Source organism: Salipaludibacillus neizhouensis (assembly GCF_002886185.1).
Taxonomy (GTDB): domain Bacteria; phylum Bacillota; class Bacilli; order Bacillales; family Salisediminibacteriaceae; genus Salipaludibacillus; species Salipaludibacillus neizhouensis.
This window is the reverse complement of record NZ_KZ614146.1, coordinates 2,573,564-2,589,202: the sequence shown is the minus strand read 5'-3', so window position 1 is coordinate 2,589,202 and position 15,639 is coordinate 2,573,564. Positions and strand designations below refer to the sequence as shown.

General features: G+C 35.5%; 12 protein-coding genes and 2 pseudogenes. 9 read left to right on the top strand and 5 right to left on the bottom strand.

Annotation, left to right across the window (positions count from 1 at the left end):
- Nucleotides 1-319: 319 nt before the first annotated feature.
- Nucleotides 320-1,144 carry an aldo/keto reductase gene (locus CEF18_RS12275; RefSeq protein ID WP_110936743.1) on the bottom strand — a complete coding sequence of 275 codons (825 nt, stop codon included), beginning with the start codon at nt 1,142-1,144 and terminating at the stop codon, nt 320-322.
- Nucleotides 1,145-1,475: 331 nt separating this feature from the next.
- On the opposite strand from CEF18_RS12275, the gene CEF18_RS12270 reads away from it, so the two are divergent.
- From CEF18_RS12270 to CEF18_RS12250, 4 genes are all read left to right on the top strand, one after another.
- On the top strand, nt 1,476-2,048 hold the full coding sequence (locus CEF18_RS12270) for a beta-class carbonic anhydrase (protein ID WP_110936742.1): 573 nt from the start codon (nt 1,476-1,478) through the stop codon (nt 2,046-2,048).
- A 285-nt stretch (nt 2,049-2,333) separates the two neighbouring features.
- Nucleotides 2,334-3,056, top strand: coding sequence for an RNA polymerase sporulation sigma factor SigK (gene sigK, locus CEF18_RS12265; RefSeq protein WP_110936741.1), 723 nt, complete (start codon nt 2,334-2,336; stop codon nt 3,054-3,056).
- Nucleotides 3,057-3,474: 418 nt separating this feature from the next.
- The gene (locus tag CEF18_RS12260) at nt 3,475-4,638 is read left to right on the top strand and encodes a PAS domain S-box protein (protein WP_110936740.1); all 1,164 of its coding nucleotides are present in this window, start codon (nt 3,475-3,477) and stop codon (nt 4,636-4,638) included.
- A 351-nt stretch (nt 4,639-4,989) separates the two neighbouring features.
- The gene (locus tag CEF18_RS12250) at nt 4,990-6,024 is read left to right on the top strand and encodes an ATP-binding protein (RefSeq protein WP_110936739.1); all 1,035 of its coding nucleotides are present in this window, start codon (nt 4,990-4,992) and stop codon (nt 6,022-6,024) included.
- Between the two features lie 164 nt (nt 6,025-6,188).
- On the opposite strand, the gene CEF18_RS27180 is transcribed toward CEF18_RS12250, so the two are convergent.
- From CEF18_RS27180 to tnpA, 3 genes and pseudogenes are all read right to left on the bottom strand, one after another.
- Nucleotides 6,189-6,281 carry an aspartyl-phosphate phosphatase Spo0E family protein gene (locus tag CEF18_RS27180; protein ID WP_110936738.1) on the bottom strand — a complete coding sequence of 31 codons (93 nt, stop codon included), beginning with the start codon at nt 6,279-6,281 and terminating at the stop codon, nt 6,189-6,191.
- A gap of 700 nt (nt 6,282-6,981) precedes the next feature.
- Nucleotides 6,982-7,107: a sporulation histidine kinase inhibitor Sda gene (gene sda / locus CEF18_RS12240; protein ID WP_110936737.1), complete on the bottom strand. Its 126-nt coding sequence runs from the start codon at nt 7,105-7,107 to the stop codon at nt 6,982-6,984.
- 428 nt (nt 7,108-7,535) lie between these two features.
- Nucleotides 7,536-7,842, bottom strand: a pseudogene (gene tnpA, locus CEF18_RS12235) (IS200/IS605 family transposase); the annotation flags it as partial.
- 501 nt (nt 7,843-8,343) lie between these two features.
- On the opposite strand from tnpA, the pseudogene CEF18_RS12230 reads away from it, so the two are divergent.
- From CEF18_RS12230 to CEF18_RS12215, 4 genes and pseudogenes are all read left to right on the top strand, one after another.
- Nucleotides 8,344-8,736, top strand: a pseudogene (locus CEF18_RS12230) (sigma-70 family RNA polymerase sigma factor); the annotation flags it as partial.
- A gap of 249 nt (nt 8,737-8,985) precedes the next feature.
- Nucleotides 8,986-10,473 (top strand): potassium/proton antiporter, encoded by a 1,488-nt coding sequence (locus CEF18_RS12225; protein WP_110936735.1) that lies wholly within the window; start codon nt 8,986-8,988, stop codon nt 10,471-10,473.
- A gap of 401 nt (nt 10,474-10,874) precedes the next feature.
- Nucleotides 10,875-11,852 (top strand): ring-cleaving dioxygenase, encoded by a 978-nt coding sequence (locus CEF18_RS12220; RefSeq protein WP_110936734.1) that lies wholly within the window; start codon nt 10,875-10,877, stop codon nt 11,850-11,852.
- Nucleotides 11,853-12,122: 270 nt separating this feature from the next.
- A complete protein-coding gene (locus CEF18_RS12215) occupies nt 12,123-13,109 on the top strand; it encodes a lipoate--protein ligase (RefSeq protein ID WP_110936733.1) in 987 nt (328 codons plus the stop codon).
- 472 nt (nt 13,110-13,581) lie between these two features.
- Here CEF18_RS12215 and deoD read toward each other — a convergent pair whose 3' ends face one another.
- Nucleotides 13,582-14,289: a purine-nucleoside phosphorylase gene (gene deoD, locus CEF18_RS12210; protein WP_110936732.1), complete on the bottom strand. Its 708-nt coding sequence runs from the start codon at nt 14,287-14,289 to the stop codon at nt 13,582-13,584.
- Between the two features lie 213 nt (nt 14,290-14,502).
- Here deoD and CEF18_RS12205 point away from each other — a divergent pair, with 213 nt between their 5' ends.
- Nucleotides 14,503-15,582, top strand: coding sequence for an HD-GYP domain-containing protein (locus CEF18_RS12205; RefSeq protein WP_110936731.1), 1,080 nt, complete (start codon nt 14,503-14,505; stop codon nt 15,580-15,582).
- Nucleotides 15,583-15,639 lie beyond the last annotated feature (57 nt).

Genomic DNA, 15,639 nt, shown 5'->3' with positions numbered 1-15,639 from the left:
AAAAGAGGACGACTATTCCAGAGACTTCTAAGTTCCATCGATCTCTTATACTTCAGAACGAGAGCTAATGGTACCGTGACATTGCAGTCAAATCATTGGTTTACCAAGGTATTAACTATGCAGAGTTCTTTTCATTTTTGATAAAAAATATATTTTTTTGAATATTTAGAGTGTAAATTAAATACTGGGAACCGTCAATAGAAAACTAGAAAAAATAAACTATTTTTCTAATAGAAAAAGTGTGAAATTGTTTTCATGAAAAAGAAAAGGTTGCCCCATAATATTAACGTTAATTTTATGGGGCACCACCTTCTGCTCGTTATCTTACGTTCATCTCACTAGGATTTGGACCATTTCGTACACCACGATCTAAGTTATTGATTATCTCCATCTCGTCATCGGAAAGCTCAAAACCAAACACGTCAAAGTTTTCTTTAATACGCGATGGTGTCACAGACTTTGGAATGACGATCGAATCGTTTTGCAAATGCCAACGAATAATTACCTGTGCCCCTGTTTTATCGTGATCTCTTGCTATTCCTTGAACAATCGGGTGATTTAACACTTCGCCGCCTTGCATCAAGGGACTCCAAGCTTCTAAATAGATATCATGTTTTTTACAGAATGTTTTTAATTCATTTTGAGCTAGGTATGGGTGGCATTCTACCTGGTTTACTGCTGGTGTCACGTCACACTCATCTAGAAGTCTCTGTAAATGCTCGATATCAAAATTACAAACGCCTATAGCTTTCACTTTTCCGTCTTTATAAAGTTTCTCCATTGCTTTGTAAGTATCTACATAGTCGTCATACTCTGGTGTAGGCCAGTGAATGAGATACAAGTCTAAGTATTCTAATCCAAGACGCTCCAAGCTTTCATCAAAAGCTTTCAGCGTATTTTCATAACCCTGGTCTCCATTCCAGACTTTAGAGGTAATAAACAATTCTTCCCGTGGTACATTTGCTAAACGAATTGCTTCGCCTACGCCACGCTCATTTTTATAGATCATCGCAGTATCAATGGAACGATAGCCAACTTCGATCGCTTTCTCAACAGCAGGGGTTGCAGCTTCATCGTCTACTTGCCAAACACCAAACCCTAGTTGTGGCATTTTTAATTGATTATTTAGCGTTATAAAATTCATGGAATCGCTCCTCTGTGTTCATTTAGTTTCATGAAAGATTATACCATATTAGTACAGGTAAACTCACGTCGTAGCAATTGAACTTTCTTTAGAGTTCGCTTCTAAAAAAGGAGGGGTGTTCAATAAAAGTCGGCAGCGAGCGATCAGAGTTCATTTAATGGAGGGAGACTCTCTATTTAAGGAATCTATCTTGTTCCTGTTGTCTAAGCGTGGTTTTTTTAGTAAAATGAGTGAAATAATAAGTACATATAAAGTGACCTTTATGTACGCATAGACTATAATAGTAAGAAAAATCTATATTGTTACAAATTCGAGGAGGAATTTAGCTATTATGACATATTTATCGAAAATTCTGGAACATAACCAACAGTTTGTTGAAAACAAAGAATATGAACAATATGAAACTACAAAATTTCCTGATAAGAAAATGGTTATATTGTCTTGTATGGATACGCGGTTACAAGAGTTATTACCGAAGGCTATGAATGTTAAAAATGGTGATGTAAAAATTATCAAAAATGCCGGAGCAATGGTATCACACCCGTTTGGAAGTATTATGAGAAGTATTATTATAGCAGTTTATGAATTAGAGGCTGAAGAGGTATATGTAGTTGGCCACCATGACTGTGGAATGGCCAATCTTCATGCATCTTCGCTTCTGGAAAAGTCTAAGAAGCACGGGATTACCGATGAAACGGTAGAAATGCTGACTCATGCAGGTATTGATTTAAAATCATGGCTTACTGGCTTTGACAGTGTCGAAGAGAGCGTAAAAAACAGTGTTGATAGAATTAAAAATCATCCATTAATTTCTTCAGATATTCCAGTTCACGGGTTGGTTATTGATCCAGGAACAGGTAAGTTAGAGCTCATAGTAGACGGTTTTAATTCGTCTAAAGAGTAATAGAGCTGCTAACAGTTTCATTTCATAGTAGGAATGAAATGTTATTTAAGCATTTTTATTAGCATTTATAAAATTGGCAGCTACCTTCACACCGCAAGTATCAAGGAAAACCCACCCTCCTTTCGAGTAGCACCTACACGCACTACGTAGGTGCTACTCGGTGCGGTGGAAGCTGACGCTGTATTTAATAAAAGACGGCTATGCCGTTTTTCTTATAAGACAGACACAGCCAAACCTTCCTGGGCATATACATAGGATATGACCGCTTAGGAGGGATGTGGGGGCATGTCCAGTATTATAATGGCAGTTACTCAGTTTGTGAAAGAATTGCTTGTCTTTGTTTCCTTTGTTAAGAACAATGCGTTTCCTCAGCCTTTAAAGGAACAAGATGAAAAGAAATACATTGAACTAATGAAGGAAGGCGACGCAGAAGCAAGAAATTTACTCATTGAACATAATCTCCGGTTAGTGGCGCACATCGTCAAAAAGTTTGAGAACACGAAAGAAGATACAGAAGATCTTATTTCAATCGGAACCATAGGTCTCATCAAAGCAATAGAAAGTTATTCCTCTGGAAAAGGAACAAAGTTGGCAACATATGCAGCGAGATGTATTGAGAATGAAATTCTTATGCATCTCCGTGCGTTAAAGAAAGTTCGTAAAGACGTTTCTTTGCACGACCCAATTGGCCAGGATAAAGAGGGCAATGAAATTAGCTTAATCGATGTTCTCCAAGCAGATACTGCTGATTTAGTCGATCAAATACAGTTAAAAATGGAAAAAAAGCAAATCTATGATTATATTCATATTCTGGATGGAAGAGAAAAAGAAGTTATTGTAGGCAGGTTTGGCTTAGACAAACAAAAAGAAAAAACCCAAAAGGAAATTGCTAAAGATTTAGGGATTTCTAGAAGCTATGTATCACGGATTGAGAAAAGATCATTAATGAAGCTATTCCACGAATTTTATCGCCACCAACGAGCGGGTTTAAAGAGGGAAGCAGATTAGAAAATAAAAAGGATGGTAAGATATCGGTTATCGATATCTTACCATCCTTTTCGATTGAAATTTCACGGTGATAATGATCAATACTATTATACTTAGCCCCTAACAATTTTAGTTCTACAAACCATAATTGTACGTATTTCAAATAACTCGATTATGAAACTTCCATATATTGAATACGGACACAAGATTTTACCACCCTTGCCATCTTTTTTACCAATGAACGCCAAGAGATTTACCACACATCGCCAGTACATTTACCAATGAAATAAAAAGCACTCCTGAATAAAATAAGAAGCCCAAATATGCATAAAATAATGCATATTTGGGCTTCTTTGAAATTAAAGGTAATTGAACTAACACTATCCCGTTACTTTAAGTACATTTTTTCACAAAGTTAGTACAAATAGATGTTGTTTGAATGCGCAGTATCGTTGTACTGTTTGAAGGTGAAACTCATGAGTTTGAATTAGGGGTTAACTATAAAAAAGGGCACAAAGTTGAGCTTCAAGTGATGATGGTACCCAACGAAATAGAAGGTCAAATTATTAATATCTCTGTGTATGTAAAGGATATAACGAAACAAAGAAAAGTGGAGTTGGAACAAATCAACAAAGAATTGTCCGAATCTTTCATTGAAACGAATCGAGATCCCATTCTTTTATTAGATATGAATGCTACTATCGTAATAGCAAATCCCGCCTTTTCTCGATTGATAGGGTGGAGGAAAGAAAATCTTGAGGGGTTTCATATTCTTCGTTGCCCTTCCATGCCACCCCATTTGATAAATCAAATGAGTGATTACTACCGTCGTGTTGTTACTGCTCAATATAACTCTGATGCAAATTCTGACTCTAATTTATCCACTTTAGAAACGATTCGAGTTACAAATGATGAAAAGGCATATCATATGATGCTCTCCATCACACCAATAAAGGATGTATATGGTGAAATCTGCAATTGGGCCGTTCATCTAAGGGATATTACAGTGCAAAAAGAAGCTGAAAAATCGCTTTTAAGAAGTGAAAAACTACTTGCTGTGGGGCAGATTGCAGCTGGTGTAGCACATGAAATTAGGAATCCATTGCAATCATTGAAAGGACTAACGCAATTAATAAGAACTTCTGATGGACTGGGGGATTACGGTCGTTTCCTTGATATTATGACAGATGAGGTAAATAATATCGAAACGTTTGTAGATGCATTCTCTTTACTTGGCAGGACTAAGCTACAGTCTTATAAAATGACGGACATAACTCGTTTACTTCAAGAAGTTATTCAATCACTAAAGACACAAACAATCACAAATAATGTCTATATTGAATTAGATTATGATGAGGTGCCTTTCATTTGGTGTGAAGAGGGTTTGCTTAAACAAGCATTTTTTAATGTTATCGAGAATGGGATTGAAGCGACAAAGATGGGAAGGAATCTGTATATTGACATTACATCGAAAGACGATAGGATCGAAGTGAATGTCAATGATCAAGGAATGGGCATTCAAGAAGATCGTCTTCCGAAGTTAGGAGAGCCATACTACTCAAATAAAGAAAAGGGATTTGGACTAGGTTTAATGCTGATATAAAATTATCGAACAACATCAAGGGGAAGTAACCATCCAAAGTAAAGTCGGGGTGGGAACCCAGGTCACGATATCGATTCCCGTACTCAGCTAGTATTGAATTTATATATGTTACTATTACTGGTAGGGTTTGTATCAGTACCTTAGGAAGAGTTAAGTAAATAATTACACATAAACAAAAGGGCGTGTTTCTTCATTAAGAAGGAGCGCTTTTTTTTCATGTTACCATCTAAATGAAGCTATTCTTCAAGAATTGATTGATTGTGAAGGTAATTGATTGATTATGAAGGGATATCGTATTTTTTGTGATAATGTATAGATAAGAGAATTTATTTTAAAAGGAGAGTAAAGTAAATGCCGTTAAAGTCGCTTGAAAATAAATTAGATATGATCGAAGTATTAAAAAATATGTCTGAAGCTTGTTATTTTTTAAATTCCGATTATGAATTTGTATTTATTAATAAGGCAGCAGAACCGTATTTAAAAGAACTATTTTTTGAAAGGACAAAAGAAGAACTTATTGGGACAAAAGTTTGTGATGTTAACCCTAAATACATAGATACAGAAATAGACACTATTTACCATAAAGCATATGAAGAACAAAAACCCCAAGTATTTGAGATGATATCTGAATATTCAAAATTTTGGTTCGAAGTAAAACTGTTTCCTAATATAAACGGGATATTTGTCACTTTTAGTGACATCACAGATCGGAAAGAACGCGAAAAGCAAAAGCAACGCTATGAAAAATTAAATCTTATCGGAGTAATGGCAGCAGGTGTTGCCCATGAAGTAAGGAATCCAATGACGACTGTTAAAGGGTTTTTGCAGTTGATGGCTGAAAACGAAGAACTTAAAAAACACAAACCTATATTTGATTTGATGATTTATGAGGTCAACCGTGTGAACGATATCCTTACTGAATTTCTTGATATAGCGAAGGATAAACCTGAAAAATTGGAGGAGTATAATTTAAATGAATTAATAAAATCCATCCTCCCCTTGCTAGAAACAAGAGCTCTAAAAGAAGGTAAATCAGTTGACTTACATTTGAGTAATATCGCAGACTTACTTATTGACAAAAATGAAATTCGACAGCTTCTTTTGAACTTAATTAATAACTCCTTAGATGCCATGAATGCAGGAAAAAAAGTTCAAATTATGACGTATGAAGAGAAGAATAAGATAGTTTTATCCATTATGGATGAAGGGAAAGGAATACCCTCTGACATTATAGAGGATATTACAATTCCTTTTGTTACAACTAAAGACAAAGGAACAGGTTTAGGAATACCCATTTGTTTTTCCATTGCCAAGAGAAATAATGCCAAAATCGATTATACATCGAGTCCTGAAGGAACGACATTTAATATCCGTTTCTCCAAATAGCCTTTCTATCTTCCTCTTGCAATAAGGGATAGGTTTAAAGAAGTAAACTGTTGCTGCTCTTACATTTAAAAAAAGAGAGATGGAGATCCATTAAAATTTTGTGTTGTATTTGGTTCATAATGTGGAGTTGAAAAAAGTAGAATTAGCTAGCTTAGTGATTTTATTTAATCGTATTTATTCAAGTAAATATCAAGTTCTTGGCTCCATTTAAAAGTATGTGGGTGAGTGAGGCCCCTTAAATGACCAGTATTTATCATGCGGCTACGTAGTAACTGATTTTATATTCTAACTTATCCATAGGTTTCTCTTGAGTTGCCATGACTTCCTCCTAAAGGTATGAAATTAACGATCTAAAAAACCGACAAAGATTATCTTATAGTAGATCTAAAGAATTGTTAAGTAATTCGACGAAACTTCTATCATTATGTCAAAAGTTTCAAGAGAAACTTTTGACGTCCATAGTACGAAGGAAATGTCAGAATTATGTTTAAACAGACATTATGAAGAGAGGTTTAAATAAACGAAGGAGATTGGAACAAATCAGAAAAAAAACGCATAATAGATTAACGGGTTTACTTCAGAGGTACAAACAAGCCATTCACAATTCAAAACGCATGGGATTTCACATTGAAATCTCATGCGTTTTGAATTGTTATATCAAATGATTTGAGCTTTTCTAAGAGAAATCACATAGAAACTCAAACCTCTTTTCACAAGGTATTCAATAATTATTAGAAGCTATGTGAGTCCACTGCGATTTAGTATGTGAAGTGTCAAATATAATTAAAGGGGTTTGGATATATATTTAAATGAAAGTAGAGATATAGTGATATTGTGAAATGACTCACTTAAACAAACGGGGAGAATCCTTTAATTGTATGAACTTTAAGGAAATAAATTAAGGGATTTCACTGAAAACTTTAAGTGTTAGAGAGAGATTCTGTAATGTATTTAATTTTATGTATGTAATATTTCTCTTTTGTAGAGTTCTTCAAGTAATAATTCAATAAATTCTTTTGATAATTGCAGTTGTAGAGCTTTTTCATAGGAGTCAATTAATGTTTGATTACTTAATATTGTCATTGTAAATTAAGCCTCGCCTTCGTAAATTTAAATTTTGTCACCCATATTATAATACTTTAGGACTGGTTAAGTCGGTGATATTTGTCACTATTAACACTTGTTCTGCTGAGTTTATAGGTAATAAGAATCATATCTATTCAAATATATCATTAATTTGAATGGCAATATAGTGCTTACTTTGAGCAGATGTGACAAGTTGGTGAACTTTACATGATTTTGACATCTATCAAGGTTCTTTTCTTGGGTCTTAACGGCAAGGAAGTATAAAGAGAAAGGGGATAGGTTACAATTTTTTATAACTTTTTACTAACGGGGAGACTTAGCACAACAAGCTGTCGGAGTTCCTATGGTGCTAACGGGAAGGTTAATAATGATGATGAGAAATAATGCCCTCGAATGTATTTCGGTACCGTTTTTTGATTCAATCATACTGTACTCACGTAATATCCTTTTGCCCAAAAAGTCCTGTTTCCATGACTGTATTTTATATTTACATGTCTATCATGGATTATTAACGAACTTTTCCCATTTAAACCGACATTTTTTGGGGGGGATTCTTACTAAACATGTGAATATGATCTGGCATTGTATGAGCTTCTATAATTTCTACATTTTTGATCTCACACAACCTTCTTAAAATTGCTCCTATATCTCTCTCAATTTTCCGTGTATTAGCTTCCTTCTAAATTTCGGAATAAACACGATGACTATGAAGGAATGCTTAATTCTTTGAATAACCGTATGAACGCTTCCACCAACCAACTAAACGCTATTCTCAAAAAAAGTAGATGGTAGAGCAGAAGAAGTAGTCGCTACGGAGAGTACAATTGACGAGACACTTATTAATATAATAGAAGTTCAGGACTGCTCAACACAATTAAAGTATTGCCAGAAGAAGCAACTGAAGAAGAATCTGATGAGGGTTCCGACGAAGGAAATGACGATGAAGAAGTTTAAACTGTCTAACTTATGATCATGGTATTAATTTAATAAAAGTTTACTTCTCTTTGTTTATGGCTGAGGATTAACTTACATAATAGAAATTACTTCGTAAATAATAACTTCTCAAAAGCAACGAATGGTCTAGCAAACTGATGCTTTAATTTGAGTTAGAAGAATAACAGGTAAGTTATTCTTCATTTCCCACACTTTGATATGGTAACAAAAAGCATTTGATAATTTATCTCTAAGTTATTATGATTAAATAGACAAGCTTTTTGATGGCCCCCTTCTGACATTAGAATAGAAATTCTAATGCATCTGAGAGCATTAAAGAAAGTACGTAAGGATGTTTCTCTTCATGACCCGATCGGACAGGACAAAGAGGGAAATGAGATTAGTTTAATTGATGTTTTGCAGGCCGACACGGATGATTTGGCGGAGCAAATCCAGTTAAAAATGGAGAAAAAACAAATATATGAGTATATTCATATTCTTGATGGCAGAGAAAAAGAGGTCATCGTAGGAAGATTTGGTTTAGATAAACAAAAAGAAAGAACGCAGAAAGAAATAGCTAAAGAATTAGGAATCTCAAGAAGCTATGTATCTCGAATTGAGAAACGATCGTTAATGAAGTTATTCCATGAGTTTTATCGTCACCAACGAGCAGCTTTAAAAAGAGAAGAGTAAGAGTGATCGTTATTTCCTATCTATATTGATTCTAGGTGTGTCAAAGTCATTAGACTTTTGGCGCATCTTTTTTCTGATTTACGGATTGTCCAAAGCACTCCTACTCATATACAAAGTTGCATTCGGGTGCTATAAATGCAATTTCAGAGAGGGTGTATCATTTATTATATGGGGTAGTTACGTGATATGATAAAAAAGAGAAGATAGTATCGTAAAGACAGAAATTATTAAAAGGCGGAGGGAGACAGGATGGTTCAAAACATGTTAAGTGCGGATTACTTTATCCTAATCCTTGCTTCTTTTCTAATAATGGGTGTGATCACAACCAAGCTTTCATCACGCTTCGGTGTCCCAGCGCTAATATTATTTATTTTGCTTGGGATGATTGCTGGAAGTGATGGATTAGGTCTCATTTATTTTGATAATGCATCACATGCGCAATTAATTGGTATTATTGCACTTGTCATTATTCTTTTTGAAGGTGGTCTTTCGACAAAATGGACCACAATTAAACCGATTGCTGCGCCTTCGTTAGTGTTAGCAACTGTGGGGGTTTTAATTACCACTTTCATAGTGGCTATAGCTGCAACATTTGTGTTGGATGTCACGTGGCTTGAAGGGCTTTTATTTGGAGCTATAGTAGGATCAACAGATGCTGCTGCAGTTTTTGCGGCATTAAAGGAACAAAATATAAAGTCTCGCATCGGGGCTACTCTCGAGGCTGAATCAGGAACTAACGATCCGATGGCGATGTTTCTAACACTGGCCTTCATAGAATTGATAATAATGGACCAAAAAGGAATATGGCATATAGTTGGTGCCTTTTTTTTACAAATGGGATTTGGTTTATTACTAGGATTAGGTATGGGGTGGATTGCGTCGTGGATTATTAATCGGATCAACCTTGATTCTGGCGGTTTATACCCTATAATAGCGATGGGATTTGCCCTATTAACGTATAGCCTTACTGCAAGCGTGGGTGGCAGCGGGTTATTAGCTGTTTATGTAGCAGCGATGCTTATTGGAAATTCAGATTTAACGTATCGACACACTATTTTCCGATTTAATGAAGGATTTGCTTGGATGATGCAAATTTTAATGTTTATCATCTTAGGGTTATTGGTGTTTCCAGGTCAGCTTTTCACAGGAGCGATCATCCTAAATGGATTACTTTTATCTTTTATTTTAATTCTAATTGCAAGACCTTTGGCCGTTCTCTTATCAACTATTGGTTTTGGCTACACTTGGAAAGAAAAAACGCTATTGTCTTGGGCGGGTCTTCGAGGGGCAGTCCCGATTGTTTTAGCGACATTTCCTATGATTGCCGGAGTAGAGAATGCCCAACTATTTTTCAACGTTGTCTTTTTCGTTGTATTAACATCTGCTTTAATTCAAGGTTCAACCATTTCAGTGTTTGCAAATAAATTAGGATTAACAGGACCAAAGAAAGTAACACCTCTTCATTCTCTAGAACTAGTTTCGATAGGTCAGGCCAATGCTGAAATTGTCGAGTACGTGGTGAACGAAGAAACAAAAATCGTTGGTCAAAACTTAACTGAAATAGAGTTTCCGAATGATGTGTTGATAAATGCAATTATTCGTAAGGGAGAACTGGTAACCCCTTATGGAGAAACTGTCATCTATGAAAATGACATTTTATATATCCTTGTTTCAAGAAAGAGTAAAAAAGAACTTAAAAAGCTGTTAGGGGAACGAAAGAGCGTTGCAGAGGATTAATCAGATAGAAAACAAGGTTTTTGCTTAGTGGCAGAGACCTTTTTTCATTTCCTAACGTTTATTTTAGCAAAAGTAGAATAGAAGTGTATGAAATTATTTCAAATTTCAATATTGTTGACATAGAAAAACAGTTATTATATAATTATCTCGAATTAAAGATAAAAAACTCTTGCTATTTGATTAAAATATTATAGTAAACATGTCAAGTAAAACTTTTTTACTTGTGAATTTTCATGACATTTACCTTGAATTAATAATATATTAATTTGTGGTAAAAAGAATAACTCATTACTTTAAGTAACTTGCTTTATAAAAGTGCGTGGCATGTTATCATAGAAGGAACACATAGAAATTTAGATTTGTGTAAAACTCTTAGTAATGTATAAATGGAGGAATTATTAATGAATGAATTAAAAGGGATGCACCATGTAACAGCTATTACTAGTAGTGCGGAAAAGAACTATGAGTTTTTTACGTATGTTTTAGGGATGCGTTTAGTCAAAAAAACAGTTAACCAAGATGACATTCAGACGTATCATTTATTTTTTGCAGATGACAAGGGAAACGCAGGAACAGATATGACATTTTTTGATTTCCCGGGCATCCCCAAAGGAGTCCATGGTACTAATGAAATTTCAAAATCAGCTTTTCGAGTTCCGAATGATGCAGCGTTGGAATATTGGGTCAAACGTTTTGACCGCTTAAAAATAAAGCATGCTGGAATTAAAGAACTGTTTGGAACTAAGAGGCTTGCTTTTATTGACTTTGATGATCAGCAATACGAATTGGTTTCTGATGAAAAAGACACTGGAGTAGCTGCGGGAACTCCATGGCAAAAAGGACCAATCCCATTAGAATATGCGATTACTGGGCTAGGGCCTATTCATATTCGTCTTGCAGATGTTGATTCTTTTAAAGAAATATTAGAAAAAGCTTTCTTATTTAGAGAAGTTAGTAAAGAAGGTTCTTACTCATTGTTTGAAGTGGGAGAAGGGGGAAATGGTGCACAGGTTGTGGTAGAACATAACAAGATTCTTCCACAAGCCAGACAAGGGTTTGGTACCGTTCACCATGCAGCATTCCGGGTAGAAGACAGATCCGTTTTAGACGAGTGGATTGAGCGACTTCACAGCATAGGATTGCAGACATCCGGTTATGTCAATCGTCACTTTTTTGAGTCAATGTACACGAGAGTAGCACCGCAAATATTATTTGAACTTGCAACAGACGGACCAGGATTTATGGGAGATGAATCCTATGAAACGCTTGGTGAAAAATTATCCTTACCACCAATGTTAGAGCCGAAACGTGAGCAAATTGAAAAATCGGTTCGGCCAATTGATACGATTAGAAGTACCAAAGAGTTCGTCAAGGAATAACGATGCCAAATAGGAAGACACGAGGAGGATAATCCGCGTGTCTTTTTTTTAGAGAAGAAATTATAAGTTGACAGCTATCTTTATGCCACACGCATCAAGGGAAGTTCGCCTCTTTTCGAGTAGCACCTACACGCACTACGTAGGTGCTACTCGGGGTGGCTTTAAAGATCAAGCTGTATTTAATAAAACACGCTTTGCGTTTTTCTTAAGATTTCAAGGGTATATATGATATGATAATGACGTATAAACGAGAATTAGGAGGCAATTCGAATGAAATTTATTGATAATGAGCAAGTAAACGATCCTACAGTTAACTTAGCGATCGAAGAGTATGCTCTTCGAAATTTACCAATTGATGATTCCTATTTACTTTTTTACGTGAATGAACCTTGTATTATCATTGGTAAAAATCAAAATACATTAGAAGAGATCAACAAAAAATATATTGACGAACATAATATCCACGTCGTTCGAAGACTTTCAGGCGGAGGGGCGGTTTATCAGGACCTGGGAAACCTAAGCTTTAGTTTTTTAACGAAGGATGATGGGGACAGTTTTTCAAATTATCAAAAATTCACCCAGCCAGTTATAGATGCATTGCAAGAACTAGGAATCGATGCAAAGCTCAGTGGACGTAATGATATCCATGTCGGCGAGCGAAAAATTTCCGGGAATGCACAATATACGACAAAAGGAAAGATGTTCAGTCACGGTACGCTCATGTTGGATGTCAATGTTGAAAATATCGTGGATTCATTAAATGTAAACGAAGAAAAAATGAGATCTAAAGGAATTAAATCAGTCCGAAGCAGAGTCGCAAACATCAATGAATTTTTAGAGGATAAATTAACAGTGGACCAACTGAAAAAAATCTTATTAGATTATATCTTTGAAAGTGGCGATGTAGAAACTTACCGTTTAACAGAAGAAGATTGGAAAGGCATCGAAGAAATCTCTCAACGTCGGTATAAAAACTGGGATTGGAACTATGGTAAATCTCCGAAGTTTGATCTCCAACGTTCCCAAAGATTCGATGCTGGTACAATCGATATTCGTATTAATGTCTCTAAAGGTCAAATTACAGATTGTAAAATATATGGAGATTTTTTTGGAATCGGTGATGTTACAGATGTACAAGAAAAACTAACAAGTGTGAAGTACGAAAAAAATGCGATTCAAAAGGCTTTATCTGATTTAGATATGACCTATTATTTCGGTAAAATCTCCCGAGAAGGATTTGTCGAGTTGATTTATTAATAGAGATGACTGGATTAGGAGTGGAAATGAACGTGTTGTGTGCTCAAATGAGCGCGAGAGGCGTGGAAATGAGTGTGAAACGTTCTCAAATAAAGATGAAGAGTGGAAATGAACGTGTTGTGTGCTCAAATGTACGAGAGATGCTTGGAAATGAGTGTGGCACGTGCTCAAATGAATCCGAGACGTGTTGAATGGAACTCGTTTCAGCGTACGAAATGTTTTTGACAGACTCCACCTACAATCACAGGTCCAGAAACTAAGAAAGCCGCATTCCTTTTATTGAAGGAATGCGGCTTTTTTAAGAGATAAGAATTAATAAAATTAGCAGCTATCTTTACGCCACGCGTGTCAAGGGAAAATCACCCTCCTTTCAAGTAGCACCTACACGCACTTCGTAGGTGCTACTCGGGGTGGCGAAAGATAACGCTGTATATAATAAAAGTCGGCTCTGCCGTTTTTCTTTTATGATGGTTTATTCACTAACAGCTGCCGCAAGAGCAACTTCGACCATCTCATTAAATGTTTCCTGGCGTTCTTGGGAACTGGTTTCTTCCCCGGTTATTAGGTGATCACTAACTGTTAATACGGATAAAGCTTGTACTCCAAATCTTGCAGCAATTGTATATAGGGCGGAAGTTTCCATTTCCACAGCTAGTACTTGGTGATCAGCAAGAGTTTTGACTAGGTCTTTATCATCATTATAAAATACATCACTTGTGAAAACACTGCCGACATTTACGTTCAAATTGTGTTCTTTTGCTCCATCATAAGCTTTCTTCAACAACTCAAAATTAGCGGTAGGAGCAAAATCTATGCCATTGAAGTGATGACGATTTACGCCAGAATTTGTCGTAGCGCTCATCGCTAAAATAACATCACGAACTTTTACATCCTTCTGAAGGGCACCACAAGTACCAACTCGAATAAGATTTTTTACACCATAACTATTAATTAACTCGTGAACATAAATAGAAATAGAAGGTACGCCCATTCCAGTCCCTTGTACAGAAACTCGTTTACCTTTATATGTTCCAGTGTAACCTAACATGCCGCGAACCTCGTTATAACAAGTTACGTCCTCGAGGAAGTTTTCAGCGATGAATTTTGCGCGAAGAGGATCTCCAGGTAAAAGAATGGATTCAGCTATTTCTCCTTGTTTTGCATCAATATGTACACTCATTTCATTCATCCTTTCATCTAACTAATTTATGTGAAATAAACGTATCACAATGAGGACTGCAAAAGCAAAAAAATGTCCTTTAGATTTTAGCTAATTAGCGATAGGCCTTTTTCACAAAAAATATTAACAAACACTAAAAAGTGAGACTTTTGTTCTAGTATATGATATTCTAGAAATAAATTCCAAAGAAAAAAAGGATAGAGGTGTAATTTAATGATAAAAGTTAAAAGTGAGCATTGGGATCAATCGGTTATTGGCCGTACTTTAGCTAATGATGTTATATCAGATTCTGGACATTTCCTGTTAAAACAAGGGATGGTGTTAACGAACTGGCACCTTTCTATTTTACAAAATCATCTCATAGAGGATATTTTTTTAATGGATATGCCCCAAGAACCTCTATCAAACCAAGTAGAGGACATATTTAAACATAGAGAGAATATATCGATCATATATAAAGAAAGTGTCGTAGAAGTTAAACGATTATTTCAACTTGCAATATCTCGAGAGGTACCTAGTTTACAAGACTTTATGAAACCTTTTACTCCTTTGCTAGAAAGTGTTTTAAAGGGACCTAATATATTTTTAGAACTTCGCCATATTAAAGGGCATGATGAATATACATATAGACATTCTTTAAATGTAGGTCTACTTTCAGCAACCATCGGAAAAATATTGTTGCTTCCTATTGATGACATTCTTCAACTTGGCAGAATAGGTTTTCTGCACGATCTTGGAAAAATGAAAGTCTCCCCGCAAATTCTAAATAAAGAATCGAAACTGTCTAAAAATGAATTTGATGAGGTAAAGCAACACACCATTTATGGGAAAGAAATGATAGCTATGATGCCAGGAGAGAATGAAGAGATTGAATATGGGGCATTGTGTCATCATGAAAGGCTCGATGGAAGTGGTTATCCATATGGATTGAAAGGTGATCAAATCCCTTTTTTATCGCAAATTATTGCGGTTGCTGATGTATATGATGCAATCTCATCAGACCGCATTTATAAAGAAAAACACGGTCCTCTTGAAGCTCTTGATGAGTTGCTTCTTGAAGTTTTCAAAGGGCGCTTTAACAGTGAAATTGTGATTCCTTTTGTCGAACACATTTTATATGGCTATATAGGCAACGATGTATTATTGGATAATGGTACTAAAGGACGTATTGTTCAATTATTTAAAGAAGAAATACGGCGTCCGCTATTGAAAGTAGGGGAAGAATTTATTGATTTACGCAAAAAGAGGGACCTTCATATTCAGGAAATTTTTATTGCACCTTCTTTAGTGTAAAAATTCCTTTCAGCGTCAGAAAAAAAGGCACTTCAACTGAAGTGCCTTTACTTACAC

Excerpts from the sequence above, each read along its gene's own strand:
- CEF18_RS12225 (WP_110936735.1), top strand. The coding sequence starts at position 8,986 with ATGGTTCAAAACATGTTAAGTGCGGATTACTTTATCCTAATCCTTGCT.
- CEF18_RS12215 (WP_110936733.1), top strand. The coding sequence starts at position 12,123 with ATGAAATTTATTGATAATGAGCAAGTAAACGATCCTACAGTTAACTTA.
- CEF18_RS12205 (WP_110936731.1), top strand. The coding sequence starts at position 14,503 with ATGATAAAAGTTAAAAGTGAGCATTGGGATCAATCGGTTATTGGCCGT.
- CEF18_RS12260 (WP_110936740.1), top strand. The coding sequence starts at position 3,475 with ATGCGCAGTATCGTTGTACTGTTTGAAGGTGAAACTCATGAGTTTGAA.
- CEF18_RS12270 (WP_110936742.1), top strand. The coding sequence starts at position 1,476 with ATGACATATTTATCGAAAATTCTGGAACATAACCAACAGTTTGTTGAA.
- CEF18_RS27180 (WP_110936738.1), bottom strand. The coding sequence starts at position 6,281 with ATGATAAATACTGGTCATTTAAGGGGCCTCACTCACCCACATACTTTT.
- CEF18_RS12220 (WP_110936734.1), top strand. The coding sequence starts at position 10,875 with ATGAATGAATTAAAAGGGATGCACCATGTAACAGCTATTACTAGTAGT.
- sda (WP_110936737.1), bottom strand. The coding sequence starts at position 7,107 with ATGACAATATTAAGTAATCAAACATTAATTGACTCCTATGAAAAAGCT.
- CEF18_RS12275 (WP_110936743.1), bottom strand. The coding sequence starts at position 1,144 with ATGAATTTTATAACGCTAAATAATCAATTAAAAATGCCACAACTAGGG.
- deoD (WP_110936732.1), bottom strand. The coding sequence starts at position 14,289 with ATGAGTGTACATATTGATGCAAAACAAGGAGAAATAGCTGAATCCATT.
- sigK (WP_110936741.1), top strand. The coding sequence starts at position 2,334 with ATGTCCAGTATTATAATGGCAGTTACTCAGTTTGTGAAAGAATTGCTT.
- CEF18_RS12250 (WP_110936739.1), top strand. The coding sequence starts at position 4,990 with ATGCCGTTAAAGTCGCTTGAAAATAAATTAGATATGATCGAAGTATTA.